Source organism: Xanthobacter autotrophicus (assembly GCF_030015065.1).
Classification (GTDB): Bacteria; Pseudomonadota; Alphaproteobacteria; order Rhizobiales; family Xanthobacteraceae; genus Xanthobacter; species Xanthobacter autotrophicus_D.
This window is the reverse complement of record NZ_JAIVFN010000061.1, coordinates 1-14,689: the sequence shown is the minus strand read 5'-3', so window position 1 is coordinate 14,689 and position 14,689 is coordinate 1. Positions and strand designations below refer to the sequence as shown.

The 14,689-nt window shown below is 64.3% G+C and carries 11 protein-coding genes and 5 pseudogenes; 5 read left to right on the top strand and 11 right to left on the bottom strand.

What is annotated here, in order from left to right; all coding sequences use genetic code 11:
• Positions 1 to 1,521 (top strand): IS66 family transposase, encoded by a 1,521-nt coding sequence (gene tnpC / locus K9U40_RS13365; RefSeq protein ID WP_349239433.1) that lies wholly within the window; start codon positions 1 to 3, stop codon positions 1,519 to 1,521.
• Here the strand turns inward: tnpC and K9U40_RS13360 are convergent.
• From K9U40_RS13360 to K9U40_RS13350, 3 genes are read right to left on the bottom strand one after another with little or no spacing between them, the layout of a single operon-like run.
• Complete coding sequence (locus tag K9U40_RS13360) at positions 1,420 to 2,430, bottom strand: tyrosine-type recombinase/integrase (RefSeq protein ID WP_282642206.1); 1,011 nt, start codon at positions 2,428 to 2,430, stop codon at positions 1,420 to 1,422. The two genes, tnpC and K9U40_RS13360, sit on opposite strands and share 102 nt — an antisense overlap.
• On the bottom strand, positions 2,423 to 3,385 hold the full coding sequence (locus K9U40_RS13355) for a tyrosine-type recombinase/integrase (RefSeq protein WP_282890677.1): 963 nt from the start codon (positions 3,383 to 3,385) through the stop codon (positions 2,423 to 2,425). The genes K9U40_RS13360 and K9U40_RS13355 overlap by 8 nt, the downstream gene beginning before the upstream one ends.
• The gene (locus tag K9U40_RS13350; RefSeq protein WP_282890676.1) at positions 3,382 to 4,620 is read right to left on the bottom strand and encodes a tyrosine-type recombinase/integrase; all 1,239 of its coding nucleotides are present in this window, start codon (positions 4,618 to 4,620) and stop codon (positions 3,382 to 3,384) included. Before K9U40_RS13350 ends, K9U40_RS13355 begins: the two co-directional genes overlap by 4 nt.
• A gap of 162 nt (positions 4,621 to 4,782) precedes the next feature.
• On the opposite strand from K9U40_RS13350, the pseudogene K9U40_RS13345 reads away from it, so the two are divergent.
• Positions 4,783 to 5,013: pseudogene (locus tag K9U40_RS13345) on the top strand (transposase domain-containing protein); the annotation flags it as partial.
• A 4-nt stretch (positions 5,014 to 5,017) separates the two neighbouring features.
• On the opposite strand, the pseudogene K9U40_RS13340 reads toward K9U40_RS13345, so the two are convergent.
• The 7 genes and pseudogenes from K9U40_RS13340 to K9U40_RS13310 all read right to left on the bottom strand — a co-directional run.
• Positions 5,018 to 5,541: pseudogene (locus K9U40_RS13340) on the bottom strand (transposase); the annotation flags it as partial.
• A gap of 54 nt (positions 5,542 to 5,595) precedes the next feature.
• A pseudogene (locus K9U40_RS13335) lies at positions 5,596 to 6,253 on the bottom strand (IS1595 family transposase); the annotation flags it as partial.
• A 192-nt stretch (positions 6,254 to 6,445) separates the two neighbouring features.
• Positions 6,446 to 6,758, bottom strand: a pseudogene (locus tag K9U40_RS13330) (IS3 family transposase); the annotation flags it as partial.
• Positions 6,759 to 6,778: 20 nt separating this feature from the next.
• The gene (locus tag K9U40_RS13325) at positions 6,779 to 7,324 is read right to left on the bottom strand and encodes a carboxymuconolactone decarboxylase family protein (protein WP_282642453.1); all 546 of its coding nucleotides are present in this window, start codon (positions 7,322 to 7,324) and stop codon (positions 6,779 to 6,781) included.
• A 19-nt stretch (positions 7,325 to 7,343) separates the two neighbouring features.
• Positions 7,344 to 7,898 (bottom strand): peroxiredoxin, encoded by a 555-nt coding sequence (locus K9U40_RS13320; RefSeq protein WP_282642454.1) that lies wholly within the window; start codon positions 7,896 to 7,898, stop codon positions 7,344 to 7,346.
• A gap of 1,098 nt (positions 7,899 to 8,996) precedes the next feature.
• Positions 8,997 to 9,425, bottom strand: a complete 429-nt coding sequence (locus tag K9U40_RS13315; protein WP_282642455.1) for a GFA family protein — start codon at positions 9,423 to 9,425, stop codon at positions 8,997 to 8,999.
• 112 nt (positions 9,426 to 9,537) lie between these two features.
• Entirely contained in the window at positions 9,538 to 10,374 is an 837-nt protein-coding gene (locus K9U40_RS13310; protein ID WP_282642456.1) for an IS5 family transposase, read from the bottom strand.
• A 183-nt stretch (positions 10,375 to 10,557) separates the two neighbouring features.
• Here K9U40_RS13310 and K9U40_RS13305 point away from each other — a divergent pair.
• The 3 genes and pseudogenes from K9U40_RS13305 to K9U40_RS13295 form a co-directional block, all read left to right on the top strand.
• Positions 10,558 to 10,851: pseudogene (locus K9U40_RS13305) on the top strand (transposase); the annotation flags it as partial.
• 497 nt (positions 10,852 to 11,348) lie between these two features.
• Positions 11,349 to 13,442: a 4Fe-4S binding protein gene (locus tag K9U40_RS13300; protein WP_282642457.1), complete on the top strand. Its 2,094-nt coding sequence runs from the start codon at positions 11,349 to 11,351 to the stop codon at positions 13,440 to 13,442.
• On the top strand, positions 13,439 to 14,422 hold the full coding sequence (locus tag K9U40_RS13295) for an FAD:protein FMN transferase (protein ID WP_282642458.1): 984 nt from the start codon (positions 13,439 to 13,441) through the stop codon (positions 14,420 to 14,422). Before K9U40_RS13300 ends, K9U40_RS13295 begins: the two co-directional genes overlap by 4 nt.
• A gap of 13 nt (positions 14,423 to 14,435) precedes the next feature.
• On the opposite strand, the gene K9U40_RS13290 is transcribed toward K9U40_RS13295, so the two are convergent.
• On the bottom strand, positions 14,436 to 14,689 hold a 254-nt coding region (locus tag K9U40_RS13290; protein WP_282890675.1), incomplete at its 5' end, for a hypothetical protein.

The window sequence follows — 14,689 nt, the reverse complement described above, 5'->3', positions numbered from 1 at the left end:
ATGGCCTCGCTCTCCACCGAGCTTCCCCGCGATCCCGAGACGCTCCAGGCGATGCTGATCGCGCGGGACGCGGAGATCGAGCGCTTGCGCCAGATCATCAAGGAGTTGCAGCGCCACCGCTTCGGCCGGCGGGCGGAGAGCCTGCCCGAGGACCAGTTGCTGCTGGCGCTGGAAGAGGCCGAGCAGGTCGAGGCCGCCGGCTTCGCCGCGTCCGAGGAGAAGGGGCCGGCCGAGAAGGCGGAGCGGGTCGCGAAGCGCCGTGCGAACCGCGGGGCTCTGCCCGCCCATCTGCCGCGGATCGAGACCGTGGTCGATATCGAGAGCGACATCTGCCCGTGCTGTTCCGGCAAGCTGCACCGCATCGGCGAGGATGTGGCCGAGCGGCTCGACATGGTGCCCGCCCAGTTCCGCGTCCTGGTGGTGCGGCGGCCGAAATATGCGTGCCGCTCCTGCGCGGACGTGGTGGTGCAGGCCCCGGCGCCGGCACGGCTGATCGAGGGCGGCCTGCCGACGGAGGCAACCGTCGCCCATGTCCTCGTCTCGAAATACGCCGACCATCTGCCCCTGTACCGCCAGGCCCAGATCTATGCACGGCAGGGCATCGCGCTCGACCGCTCGACGCTGGCGGACTGGGTCGGGCGGGCGGCCTTCCTGCTGCGGCCCGTGCATGACCGGCTGCTGGCGGTGCTGAAGACCTCGCCCAAGCTGTTCGCCGACGAGACCACGGCGCCGGTGCTGGATCCCGGCCGCGGCCGGACCAAGACCGGGCAGCTCTTCGCCTATGCCCGAGATGACCGGCTCTGGGTCGGCGCCGATCCGCCCGCCGTCGCTTATGTCTATGCTCCGGACCGCAAGGGCGAGCGGCCCGTCGCCCACCTCGACGGCTTCAGCGGCATCCTGCAGGTCGATGGCTATGGTGGCTACAAGGCACTGGCCGGACGCAACGCCGTGAACCTGGCGTTCTGCTGGGCGCATGCGCGGCGGCGCTTCTACGAGCCTGCCCAGAGCGGTCCCGCGCCGATCGCCAGCGAGGCCCTGCAACGCATCGCCGAACTCTACCACGTCGAGGCTGCGATCCGCGGCCGGACCCCGGATGAGCGCCGGGCCGCGCGCCAGGAGAAGAGCAGGCCGATCATCAACGCCCTCGAGCCGTGGCTGCGGGCGAAGCTGGCGTTGATCAGCCAGAAGACCAAGCTCGCCGAGGCGATCCGCTACGCCCTCTCGCGTTGGCAGGGGCTGACCCTGTTCCTCGACGACGGCCGTGTCGAGCTGGACAACAACATCGTCGAGCGGTCGATCCGGCCCCTGGCGCTGACCCGAAATTATGCGCAGCACCTGATTATGCGCAGTTCTCCTGCGGAAAGCGCCTGCGGGACTTATTCATCGACGACTTCTCGCGCGCGACGAACTGCGCATAATTCAAAGGCTTTGAAGGAACTGCATCAGTTGGTCGGGGGGACGATACCTCCCGGGGCGCGCTCCGATTGGCTGCAACCGATTGAGGGCGCGCTCCTTCATTGAGAGATCGGCATCGAAGTACATGTGCGTCGTGGCGGGGCTCTCGTGGCCCAGCCAGAGGGCGATCACGGTGATGTCGACGCCCGACTGAAGGAGATGCATCGCCGTGGTGTGGCGGATAGTATGCGGCGATATTGATCGGTGCGCGAGTTGGGGGTGTCGTTCTGCAGCAGCCGAGACAGCGAGGTCGAGACGCTGGGTAACATTCGATCGGGCCATCCTTCCTCCGCCCCGGTTCGGAAACAGGAACTTGTCATCACCGGCGTTCTCCATCTGGCGCTTCCAGGCCCGGATCAGCGATGCGGTTGATCGCCAAAGCGGCACGCTTCGTTCTTTGCGCCCCTTGCCGTGCAGGTGCGCGACCGAGGAGCCGTCGATGACGACGTTACCGACGCGCAAGCCTATGGCCTCCGACACTCGTGCACCGGTGTTGTACATCAGGCTGAAAAGTGCTCGATCTCGCTGGCCCGCCCACGTTCGAGGATCCGGCGCCTCGAGGATCGCCTGCATCTCTTGGCGTGACAAAAACCCAAGCACGGGTCTGTCAAACCTCTTCATCGGGATGGCCAGCGCCTGCTCGATCACGTGGAGCGCGGTAAGATCGTGGTGGGCGGCATACTTCAGGAAGGACCGAAGCGCCGCCAAACGGGCGTTGCGGCTGCGCGCGCCGTTGTTGCGCTCCTTCTCAAGATGATCGAGGAAGCTCAGGATCAGTCTGGCGTCGAGATCGACCAACGCCAATGCGGCCGGCGACTTGCTGATCTTGACTTCGGCGAAGCTTAGCAGCAGTCGGAACGTGTCGCGGTAAGCGGCGATCGTTCGGGGGCTGACGGCTCGCTGGCGGCCCAGATGCTCGACGAAGAAGCGCTGGAGCAAGGTGGAGAAGGACGGCGTCGGGATCGGATCAGGCATGGTGATCCCCTCCGACGGCTGCCGCGAAGAGCTCGAAGCGCTTGCCCGTGACCGCCATGAGGTCCGGGATGCCCGTCTGATACCAATAGGTATCGGACACCTTGGCATCGCCGACATAGGTCGAGAGCGCAGCCATGGCGTTGTCGATATCGGCCCCATGCTCATGCCAAAGCTGGACGCGGCGGCAGATGAAGGTGTGGCGCAGGTCGTGGATGCGCGCCTGGGCGTAGGCGCCGCGCGCCGTCCAGGCGAGTTCGGCTCTCAGCTTCTGGAACACCCAATGGATGGTCCGCGTCGGCAGCGGCCCGCCCGACGACGAGAGGAATAGAAATGAGTCCTGGTTGGTGGCGCCGTGACGCGCCCGCACGGCCATGTAGCGATCCAATGCCGCCACCGCGGTCGCGTGCATGGGCACGTGTCTGGACTTACGAAACTTCGTGTTCCGGACCGTCAGGACGCCCTGACCGAGATCGACGTTACCACATTGCAGGTGGAGCGCTTCCGAAAGGCGCAGGCCGGTGGCGGCGATCAACCCGAAAATCGTCTCGTAGGTGGCTGGTCGCAATCCACCATACGGGGCAAGGCGCCTGGCGGCGGCGAGGAGATCGCAGATCTCCTGCTCCGAGTAGATGTGTGGCGCCAGGCGACGATGGGAGCGGCCAAAGATTGCCGTCTGCGGGAACTCGGTGGCTGGATCGAGCCGCGTCAGATACCTGGCGAATGGTCGAAGGACATCCAGGCGTCGCGCCCAGGAAAACGGCGCGGCGTGCTTCGCCTGACCTTGCACCCAATCCAGTGTGATGCGGGTCGTCAGCGGGCCGGTATGGGCCGCCTCGTCGACGAAGCGGGCGAATGCGGTGATCTGGTCGCCCGGAATCCGCAGGTCGAACCCCAAGGCGCGGCGCTCGGTCAGGTAATCCTCGGCCAGTGAGAGCATAGTGCGCACCTCGGTCATGACGCGCTCCCCGGCCAGGGCAAGGCGACGGCGGTGAGCCGGTTCAGATCGACCTTGGCGTAGATCGCCGACGTATCGAGGCAGCGGTGCCGCAGGACGTCAGCGATATCCTTCATCGGCGCGCCGGTGCGCAGCAGCCGGCTGGCCATGCTGTGCCGGAGAATGTGAACCCCTGTGCGGGTCCATCCGCATCTTCGGTAGCCTGCCACAACCGCTCGCTTGACGGCGCCCTTCTCAATCGGCTCATCGTACGGGGCGACGTGGCGGACAAATATGGCCCGGTTCAATGTCTGGGGCCGCTCCTTACGCAGATGGGCGGCGATCGCGCTGCCGGTCGCAGCGGGCAAGGGAAGGACATCGGCGCGCCGACTCTTGGTTCCGACGAGGGTGATCGTGCCGTCGGCCCAGTTGATGTCTTCGAGGCGTAGCTTGACGACCTCGCTGCTTCGCAGGCCGAGATCGATCAAACACCGCACCATCGCATAAGCTCGCCGGCGCGACGGAAAGGATTGATTGAACGAACGCAGCAGTTCGTCGATCTCGGCGTCGGTGAGCACTTCCGGCAAGGACGCCAATCGCCAGTGGGCCGCCCGCGGAATGGCGGCCGCCAGTTCGCTGACCCGATCGCCGGACATGCTGCGGAACCAGCCAATGGCGCCGCCGATCACGCCGATGGAGCCAGCGCTGCGCCCCTGCTCGCCGATAACAAAACGCCGGACGGATGCGGCACCGATCGTCGACATCGTGATCGGCTGATCGCCGAAATGCGCGAGCAGAAACTCGCCGACAACCCGACCGCGCCGCCGGCGGGTGGTGTCTGCCAGGCCCCAGACATCATGCATGTGGGCGTCGAAACGCGCCAACTCTTGCGAAACGACGGAGTCCAAGGCCGGATCTAGCGTCCCTACGCCATCGGCCCGCAACACTTCCAACAACCGGGCGAGTGCGGCTCGCAACTCGTGGCGCAATCGGCGGACCGGATAGGGGCAAGCGCAAGCCGGCATATGCTCCGACAGAAAGCAGGCGACGACGGCCTCGCCGATTGCGTTCAGACCGTACCGCTCCCCGGTCAGCCAATGGGCGAAGTGCGCAACGCAGCACAAATAAATGCGCTGGGTGCTTGGGGCATACCGCCCGCGGCGCAGGTGTGCCCCATATCGCGAAACATAGGGCTGAAGAACGCTATCCTCCAGCCAAGCGCGGGGCTGCGGCTGGACGACGATCTCCTTGGACATGTTGACCTCCTGTCAGGCTGAACCAGCCCGGAAGGAGATCAGGATTATGTACAGAGCGGAACCGTATGAGCGCCCGCCTTCGCCCAGCCCAGCCACGGAAAACGCGGCGCGCCCCGCGACGAACTGCGCTTAATCAGGTGCTGCGCATAATTCCTTTTATGGAGACCTCTGCATAAAAGGAAGAATGCGCTCTTCGCCGGCTCCGACGGCGGCGCCGAGCACTGGGCCGTCATCGCCTCACTCGTCGAGACATGCAAGCTCAACGGCGTCGACCCCCAGGCCTACCTCGCGGACGTCATCACTCGCATCGTCAACGGCCATCCAAACAGCCGCATCGACGACCTCATGCCATGGGCCTATCCGGCACGGCTCGCCCTCAGCGCCGTGGCCTGAAGACGACGGTCTTACCGTTCACCGGCCACCCGGCGGCGTGCAGCAAGGCCGTGATCCGGCGATAGCCATAGCGTCCGTACCGGGTGGCGAGTTTGACGATGTCCGCGGTCAGGGCCGCCTCGTCGGCACGGCTCACCGGCACCTTGCGTTGGGTCGATCGATGTTGCCCCAGAACCCGGCACGCCAGCCGTTCCGACACGCCGAGCTTGCTCACGACGTGTTCGACGCAGCGACGGCGCCGGGCGGGGCTCAGAAGTTTCCCGCCGCAGCTTCCTTCAGGATCAGCTTCTCGAGCGTCAGATCCGAGACAGCCTTGCACAGCCGCTCGTTCTCCTTCTCGAGTTCCTTCAGCCGCTTGACCTGGTCGCTCTTCAGCCCGCCAAACTCCTTGCGCCAGCGGTAATACGTGAACGCCGTCACCCCGATCGCCCGGATCGCTTCGGCAACGGATCGCCCCTGCGACACCAGAACGTCAACCTGCCGAAGCTTCCCGACGATCTCTTCCGGCTTGTGCTTCTTCTGCGCCATTGCGCCATCCTCCAAAGGCCCGAAAGCCTACTTCACGGAGGACCACTTTTCAGGGGGCAGGCCAGCCCAGCCGTCGGTCTTGGCAGTGGCGCCGGCGGCGAGGTTTGCGGCAAGGAAGGCGTGCAGGCTGCGGGCGGAGAAGTCCGGGATCTGCGCCAGGCGGATGCGGCCCTGGGCCGCCATTGGGGCCGCCGTCACCGACCTCGACGGCGCCGGCGATGAGCAGCTTGCCCTGGTGGCTGCGGCCACCGCCGCCGGCCGGCGGGTCGTCCTTGGTGCGGCAGGCGATCGTGGCCTCGTCGACCTCGACCAGGCCGGCCAGGGGCGAGCGCTCGGGCGCGACCATGGCGCGGCGCAGCTTGGCGCACAGCAGCCAGGCGCTCTTGTAGGAGCCGCGGCCGAGCTGCCTCTGGACCTGCAGGGCCGAGCTGCCGTTGGAGTGGGTGGCCATCAGGTAGGCGGCCCAGAACCAGACGGTGAGCGCCAGCTTGGAGCCGCGCATCATGGTGCCGGCCGTCACCGAGGTCTGCTTGCGGCAGTCGGCGCACTCGTGGGTGTGCGCCTTGGTCGCCAGCGCCCAGCCCCGGGTACTGCCGCAGGTCGGGCACACGAATCCCTCCGGCCAGCGCAGGTGTCGCAGGTAGGCGGCACAGGCCGCCTCGTCGGGAAAGCGCCGCTGGAACTCCAGCAGCGAGCGGGGGAAGTCGGTCATCGCTGGACACTCCGAGGCTGTGATGTTCGCGTTATGTTCTACCACGCGCCTCACGCCGCGTCACCACATCTGGTGGCGCCGGAGCTTCAGGGATAAGCCTTATGTGCATATAATTGGCTACTGTAGGCGCGGCAATGCTGTGTTCCTTTGCTGCCCACGCCCAAACGAATTTTTCATTCTATGCAGGAAAAGTTAGGTGATTGTGCCCCGAGAAAGTGGACGTGGTTCAGGCGCACTGCATTCCTTCTTGGCCGGACTGATGTAGCCGAGCTCTGAGTGCAGCCGACGGGGATTGTAGAAGCTTTTATTGTAGCCGAACAGGTCCCGTCGCACCTCGCGCCCTGGTGGCATAGATGCAATGACAGACCCGCTCGGTTTTCAGGGTATGGAAGAAGCTCTACAGGGGCGCATTGTCCCAGCAATCCCTGTTGCGCGCCTCTTGGACGGCGTGATGCCCGAGGGCGGCCAAAGCCACACGTAAACCTCGGGCGGCGTATCGGATGCCGACTGGTGGATCAGTCCAGCTTATTTGACAGTGACGGGAAACTCCTCCCGGGAAGCTTCCAGCGCCACGGCGGTGGAGGCGACGATGGCGCCGATACGCACCGCCGCGTGGATCTGCACCTCCAGAACGCCCGCGTCGCGCAGCACCTTCTCGTGGGAATCGATGCAGCGCCCGCAGCCGTTCATGGCGGAGACCGCCAGCGACCATAGCTCGAAGTCGGGCTTGTCCACCCCCGGATTGCCGATGACGCTCATGCGCAGCTTGGCGGGGAGCGTCTCGTAAGCCTTGTTGGAGGCGAGGTGAGTGAAGCGGTAGTAGACATTGTTCATGGCCATGATGGCCGCCGCCGCCTTGGCAGCATCCATGGCGGCGGGCGAGAGGTGAGGGGCAGCCTCCGCCTCTAGCGCACTCGCCACCGTGGGGCTGCGGGTCGTGATCCCGCACGCCACTAACAGCCCGTAAAGCTGCTGGGGCGTAAGGCTCTCCTCGCGAGTCAGCGTGGAGAGGTTCAGTTTCACGTCCTTGGCGAAGACGGGAATCCGGTCCTTGAGGGCGTCAATGGACATCCCGTCGGTCCCTTCTGGCTCAGGCCACCTTCAGTACGTCACCGCCGACTTCGCGGTTGCAGGGGCACAACTCGTCGGTCTGCAGAGCGTCGAGAACGCGCAGCGTGTCCTTTGGGTTGCGGCCCACGTTCAGATTGGTAGCATAGACGTGCTGGATCACGCTGTCCGGATCGATGACGAAGGTGCAGCGATAAGCCACGCCATCAGGAGAGCGCACTCCGAGGCCGTCGATGAGCGAGCCATTGGTGTCGGCGAACGACCAAATCGGGAGCCTGTTGAGGTCCTTGTGGTCGCGGCGCCAGGCGAGCTTCACGAACTCGTTGTCGGTGGAGCCGCCGAGCACGACCGTGTCGCGATCCTCGAAGTCCTTGGCGAGGCGGGAGAACTCCGCGATCTCGGTGGGGCACACGAAGGTGAAATCCTTCGGATAGAAGAAGATCACCTTCCACTTGCCGGGGAAGCTCGCCTCGGTGATCGTCTCGAAGGCCGACTGCCCATTCTCCTCATGGACGTTGAAGCCGGGCTTCACGCCGACTACCGAGAAAGCAGGAAGGGTGCTACCGATACCGAGCATGGAGTCGTCTCTCCCAAGTTAAAGACCTCAGACATTGAAATTTTACCGTTGTGCGTCGAGCTTGTCAGATTTTTCGGATCCAACGATGTGTTCCAAATTCTCGAATGGAGAATCAACGCTAATCTTATTGGAAGATTTTTTCTAACGCTAGAAAGTCGACACGTCAATCTACTGGCTTCCCGAGCGGCAAGTTCTATTTTACCGCAAAATGGCTGGAGTTTGGATCTGTGCGCCCTCGCCGGCGTTTTGCCGGCGCGACGGCAAGTTCCGGCCAAGGTCGCGCTCAGCTTCCTGCGGCTCCGACGCAGGGAACCTGTCCCGGGTGGATGAGGTTGAGGCCGCAGTCGGCGAAGGCGATGGTCTGTTTGCCGCACGTCGCAGATCCAGAAAACGCTATCCTATGGTTCAAGCTGCCCCGTGATCGACCTGTGCCGTTGTCGATAGAGGTCCTTGCCGTAGGCGAAGGGCCGCTTGCGGCTCCTGGTTGAAGGGATGCTGGGGGCGATGCCTTGGCGGGGAGCGCGTCTCGGAGCCAGACGCTGTCATAGCTCCGGTCAGCGATCAGGCTTCTGGCCGCAGGCAGGGCGTCGAAGACAAGGCGAAACGCCTTGTGGTCGTTCATCTGGCCTTCCGACAGCAGCATCACGATCAGGGACCCTCGCCATCGCAGACGGTGTGGGGTTTGGAGTTAAGCACGCCCATTTTGCGCCCGATATGGCTGGGTATAGCCCCTTTTGAGCTGGCTTGCCGCCGTGCGATGAGCTTAGGGTACGCGGCATCGATCATGATGTGTTCCGGCTTCGGCCCTTCGCCTGCGAGCGCCGCGAAGTTCCTGTCGAGGACGCCGAGCCGGCTCCAACGGATGAAGCGGTACAGAGGGTCTTGTGCGGACCGTAGCCTTCGGCGCATCCTTCCACCGGTGGCCATGCCAGATGACGCACTCGATGCCGCTGACCACCCGGCGATCGTCGACCCGCAGCACCCCGTGGGACTAAGGGGAGACGGCGCGATCCGCTCCATCTGCCGTTCGCTCAGCAGGAACAAATCATTCATCACTACTAGCCGAGATGAAACACTTATATTCGGGAGAAAATCACATTACTCGCCTATCGTCTCACCGGTGCCACCAAGCTCGGCTGGAAAATCCTTTAACTTCGGCAACCCATCCTTCATTGGCAACACAGTCTCGGCATAATTCACATGCACGCTGGGTTTGAATTCAAGGTCAGGGAGTGTAGCTGCGTAGACGTCCATGAGCCCGAAACCGGGATGCATCGTCATCAAATGCCCGCCGCATCTACGGCAATATTTACGTTCGCTGGCCGGAGTTTGGGCGTAGGTGGCAATCTCCGTCTCGCCATGCGTCACCTTCACCGCGTCCGGCGTCCAGAGGGTGAAGGCATTCACCGGTCCCGCCGACCAGGAGCGGCAGGAACCGCAATGACAATAGCCCATCGCTTCTGGTGCACCAGTGACCTCTAGCGTCACTGCACCACAGAAACACGCGCCTCTATAAGTCTGCGACATGAGTTTCCTCGCTTATTTTGGGCCTGGATGGTGACGATGGGTGGACGGAAAGTCAACAATGTCCCGGAGTGAATCGGGTAAGTTGGCTGACCTAAGAGCCGGATTCAAAAGTTCACACGTTTTGGCAATGTCTTGCGATGCGTCGCGTGAGCATGCGGATGCTGGCGATGTGAGCGAATGCGGTCGCGCTCTCGATGGATTTCTCCCAGTTCTTTGCGAGGCGGCGGCAGCGTCCGAGCCATGCGAATGTCCGCTCGACCACCCAGCGGCGTGGCAGGACGACGAAGCCCTTGGCCGTATCGGAGCGCTTGACGATCTCGATGGTCCAGCAGCCGTGGCCGCGCATGGCGCCCTTGAGCTTGTCGCCGGCATAGCCGCCGTCGGCGAAGACGTGGCGCAGCCATGGATGGCGGAACCGGACCGCCTTGAGCAGGTCGGGAGCGCCGTCGCGATCCTGAATATCGGCCCGGTGAACCCGCACAAAGATCAGGAAGCCGAGCGTGTCGGTGATGATGTGGCGCTTGCGCCCTTTGATCTTCTTGCCCGCGTCATATCCGCAAACCCCGCCGCTTTCGGTGGTCTTGACGCTCTGGCTGTCGATGATGCCGGCGGTGGGCTGGGCGTGCTTGCCTGCGAGCTCGCGCGCCGTCATCACCAGAAGCTGGTTGATCGTCGCCAGAAGGCCGCTGTCGCGCCAAGCATAGAAATAGCCGCGCACGGTCGAAACCGGCGGAAACTCCCCCGGCAGCATGCGCCATGGGCAGCCGCTCGAGGCGATGAACAGGATCGCTTCCATGACATTGCGCATCGCCGTCGTACGCGGCCGCCCGCCGTGCCTGGGACCGGGGATCAGCGGCGCGACGACAGCCCATTCCCGGTCCGTCAGATCACTTGGAAAACGCAGACGGTCACGGTTATGCTCGGCGCGAGAGATATCGGTCCAGGCCATCAGAAACCCCATTTGATTCAACACCAAACGGGAAGCACAACCTGCTGATATCGCTCAACTCCTTTTAAATCGGCCTCTAAGCGGGCGTTTGAGACGGATTGAACGAACCCGCCGTCGCGGGAGTGGAGAGTGAGCGGTTAGCATTACAGTTGCATTTTGGCTTTCAAATGCGCTCGTCGAGCGGCCGCCTACCCGGGCGCTCCCGACCTCACCCACGACCCCCGCGTGGTCGGCAAAATGGCCGCCCATATCGAGCTGCCTTGGGTCCATCGCGTGTTCTCCAACCTCAAGACCTGGGCACTCGGCGTCTACCACGGCCTGCGACCCCAGCACCTGCAAGCCTACCTCGACGAGTTCGTGTTCCGGTTCAACCGCCGCCGGACCCGACACGCCGCCTTCCGCTCCATCCTCGCCATCGGCGTCGCCATCACGCCCGCAACCTACGAGATGTTGATAGCATCGGAGACTCAGGGATGAGCCTTATGCACATATCAGAACTCTTTCATTTGCGCAATTTTTGCCCCGCTCGCTGCGGGCGCGCCTTGGATCGGCGGGCAAATATACGGCACAGCTTCTCGCGAGGTGATGCGTATGACCCAAACACGGAATTTTGCCGCCGCCCGGGAGAGGGCGCCACATTGCGCCCTGCTGCGCGTTTCGGTTGCCTTTCTGGCAGGCTCTCGGGTCTGGTGGCGCCGGGTGTTGAGAGACCAAGATTGCCGACCGGCCGCGCGCAACGGTCCGGCCTTTCAGCTCTTGGCCTTGCCTTGCCAACCAATGCGCACCCTGCCGGGGCGGGCGAACTCCTCGTTCAGATAAAGTTCTGATATGACGAACAAAAAAGCGCGCCGCAACGCTTGCCACGTAATCGTAGACCGGCTGAATCTGGTCGAAAAGCCGACCCAAAGTACCGTTGCGGAGATAGCTGACACCTTAGCATACTTTCAAGAAATAGGACTCAGGGAGATTTGCTTATGGCCGCTGCCGAGATGCTCGGCGTGTTGCGGAGCCTGTTGTCGCTCGTGCTGGCGCTTGTTGCAGCCGCCAGTGCCAGCCAAGCGGGAGAGCTGAGCCGTGAGGAACTCGTCGCCAAGTTCTCGCCGCCCTTCGTGCTCGGTGAGCGGGATGCGGACCTGCCCATCTATCCCATCTTCAGTACCGAAGGTACCCAGGATCGGCTGGTCGGCTACATCTTCGAGAGCGCGGACCTTGCGCCCATTCCGGGCTTCTCAGGCACACCACCCAACCTTCTCATCACCCTCGGCGTTGAGGGCACCTTCCAGCGGGTTTCCGTCATCTCTCAGCATGAGCCGGTGTTCGTTGATGGGCTGGGGCCGGAGCCGCTCGACCGGTTCGTAGAGCAATATGCGGGCAAATCCCTGGCGCAGAACGTGAAGGTCGGGCCGCCGGGCGGCGGCGTGCCGCGGGATGGCGCCAATGCCCGCATCGACGGGGTCGCCAAGGCAACCGCGTCAGTCCGCATCATCAACGAAAGCGTGCTGGCGGCGGCGTTGGCGGCGGCGCGCGCCAAGCTCGGGGGGGGTGGGCTACCCCATGCGGCGGCCACCGTCCGGCCGGAGAAGGTGACCGAGGATTTCGCCGGCCTCCAAAAGGCGGGGCTCGTGGTGCATCTCAAGCTGACCGAAGGCGAGGTGGAGAAGGCCTTCGCGGGGTCCGAGGTGGCCGGCACAGACCCCGAGGCCCTGGCCCATCTCAATGCGACCTTCGTCGATATCCACGTCGCTTATCTCAACATTCCCACCGTGGGGCAGAACCTCCTCGGCCCGGCTCAGGCAGCCCACCTCGCCGAGCGGCTGGACGGCGGCCATGCGCTCATCGTCTGGATGGGCGGGCGGTGGAAGCCATTTGGCGAGGCTTTTGTCCACGGTGCCACCCCGGATATGATCGCCCTCACCCAGGGGAGACTGGCGCTCGACCTGCGCGATGCCGTCTATGACGAACCCCTCGCGCTCAAGGACACGCCGAAGGCGCCCTTCGTCATCCTGCGCATCTTCGGTAGCGCAGGCTTCGACCCCGCCGATCCTTTCAAGATCAGCTTCCATGTTACCCGGAAAAAGGGGCAGATCTACCCCGTCCACGTTACCCGCGATTTCGCGCTCGATGTCCACTTCCCAGAAAAGTGGTTCCAGCGGGAGGAGACTGACGAGGTCAAAGGCTGGCGCGGCCTTTGGAAAGACAGGAGGCGGGACCTGGCGGTCCTTGGCGGCGCGCTCGCGCTGCTCGGCGGGGTCCTGGCGTTCCAGCCCGCAACCATGCGTCGTAAGCGGCTGGTGACCGGCTTCCGTTGGGGATTCCTCACGTTCTGCCTCGTGGTGATCGGCTGGATTTATCAGGCGCAGCTCTCCATCGTGACGCTGGCCGGCCTCGTGAAGTCCGCGATCGTCACACGCGACCTCACCTTCCTGCTGTGGGATCCGCCGAGCCTCGTCCTATGGGGCGTGGCGATCGTCACCGCCGTGATTTGGGGTCGTGGTACCTTCTGCGGCTGGCTGTGCCCCTTCGGCGCCCTGCAGGAGCTAGTGGAGCGCATCGCGCGGCCTATCGGCCTGCGGCAGGTGCGGATGCCGCCCTCTCTCGACCGGCGGCTGCGCGGGCTGAAATTTGTGGTGCTCGCCGGATTCATCGCAGTGGCGGTCTTCGCGCCGGCGAAGGCCGAGATGGCGGCGGAGGTGGAGCCGTTCAAGACGGCCATCACGCTGGTGTTCCAGCGAGCCTGGCCGGCGGTGCTCTACGCGGGGCTGCTGCTCGTGGCCAACCTGTTCGTTTTCAAGGCATTCTGTCGTTGGTTCTGTCCCCTCGGCGCCTTAATGGCGCTGCTCGGGCTGCTGCGCCGGTTCGACTGGATTGCCCGCCGTGTGGAATGTGGCTCTCCCTGTCGGCTCTGTGAGCGCCGATGCCGCTACGGCGCCATCGAGCGCTCGGGCGCCGTTCAATATTCCGAGTGCTTCCAATGCATGGAGTGCGTGGTGATCTACGAGGACCTGAAAACATGCGTCCCGTTGGTGCTGGCCGCCCGATCCACCAAACGCGAGGAGAATACCCGATGACCACCCGCAGGTCGGTGGTGGCCGGATTGATCGGCCTTGCCGCCGCGAGCCTCTCTGGCCGATCAACCGAGACGCGGGCGGAGCCCCGCATCGCGCGGCGGCGCCCGGCCGTCGCCTTCGGCACGACGGTCTCGCTCACCCTCGTGGGTCCGCACGTGCCGGAGATCGAGGCGGCCTTCGTGTCCTGCTTCCGCGCCCTGCGCGAGGTGGAGAAGGCCGCTAATCTGTTCGATCCCACCTCGGAGATCAGCCGCCTGAATGCCGCTGGACGGCTGGAGGCGCCTTCGGATGACCTTTCGACCCTCATCCGGTTCTCTCTTCATCTTGCCGAAGTGAGCGGCGGGGCGTTCGATCCCACGGTGCAGCCGCTCTGGTGCGCCTGGCACGACGCCGCTCGCCAGGGCCGCCTGCCGGGCGAGGCGGCGCTCAGGGCGGCGCGCGAGAAGGTGGACCACCGCGCGGTGCGTCTAACGAATGGAGCCGTCGTGCTCGATCGCCCGGGGATGGCGCTCACCCTCAATGCGCTGGCCCAGGGCCTTGCTGCCGATCGCGTCTGCGCGGCGGCCGCAGCCTCGGGGCTGACCGATGCCTTCATCGATACGGGCGAGATCGGCGCCCTCGGCCACGCGGCCGACCGGCATCCGTGGCGCGTGGGCATCGCCCATCCCCGCAAGGCCGCGACGCTGACGGGCATGTGCGATCTCGGCCCGCAGCGGTTTCTCGCCACCTCGGGCGACATGAAATGCGCGTGGACCCCCGACTTCGCCGAGCATCACATTGTCGAGCCCTGGTCGGGCCACAGCCCTAAAGGGCTGTCCGAGGTGGTGGTGGAGGCGGCTTCCGGCCTGACCGCAGACGGTCTTGCCACCGCCTTGATGGTTACTGGTACGGCGGGCGCCCGCCGCCTCCTGGCGCTGGACTCGACCGCAGGGGCGGTATTAATCGACAAGGGGGGAGCGGTGGAAACCTTTGGATTTTAGGAGCTTGAAGATTTCAAAGGCGGTTGACATGCCGTGTGAGCAGGGGCGGAACTGGGGCGGTGGCGACATCGGCACCGGTTCGGTAGAGGGTCAGTTTGAATTGAAGCCAGCGAAACTCCCTCTCCCGCCCGAACTCGGCTTTTGCCGAGTTCGGTTGCGACGAGCCGAAGCCGGAAACATCCGGCTTCGGCGCGGGGGAGGGTTGGGGAGGGGGCAAATCCTCTCCAACTGACGCCGATGGATCTGGAGGAAGCACCGGTTTCCCCC

What these genes read in the sequence shown, in the direction of transcription:
- K9U40_RS13360 (WP_282642206.1), bottom strand. Translation starts at nt 2,430, where the DNA reads ATGCCTGATCCGATCCCGACGCCGTCCTTCTCCACCTTGCTCCAGCGC.
- K9U40_RS13350 (WP_282890676.1), bottom strand. Translation starts at nt 4,620, where the DNA reads ATGTCCAAGGAGATCGTCGTCCAGCCGCAGCCCCGCGCTTGGCTGGAG.
- tnpC (WP_349239433.1), top strand. Translation starts at nt 1, where the DNA reads ATGGCCTCGCTCTCCACCGAGCTTCCCCGCGATCCCGAGACGCTCCAG.
- K9U40_RS13300 (WP_282642457.1), top strand. Translation starts at nt 11,349, where the DNA reads ATGGCCGCTGCCGAGATGCTCGGCGTGTTGCGGAGCCTGTTGTCGCTC.
- K9U40_RS13295 (WP_282642458.1), top strand. Translation starts at nt 13,439, where the DNA reads ATGACCACCCGCAGGTCGGTGGTGGCCGGATTGATCGGCCTTGCCGCC.
- K9U40_RS13310 (WP_282642456.1), bottom strand. Translation starts at nt 10,374, where the DNA reads ATGGCCTGGACCGATATCTCTCGCGCCGAGCATAACCGTGACCGTCTG.
- K9U40_RS13320 (WP_282642454.1), bottom strand. Translation starts at nt 7,898, where the DNA reads ATGCTCGGTATCGGTAGCACCCTTCCTGCTTTCTCGGTAGTCGGCGTG.
- K9U40_RS13355 (WP_282890677.1), bottom strand. Translation starts at nt 3,385, where the DNA reads ATGACCGAGGTGCGCACTATGCTCTCACTGGCCGAGGATTACCTGACC.
- K9U40_RS13325 (WP_282642453.1), bottom strand. Translation starts at nt 7,324, where the DNA reads ATGTCCATTGACGCCCTCAAGGACCGGATTCCCGTCTTCGCCAAGGAC.
- K9U40_RS13315 (WP_282642455.1), bottom strand. Translation starts at nt 9,425, where the DNA reads ATGTCGCAGACTTATAGAGGCGCGTGTTTCTGTGGTGCAGTGACGCTA.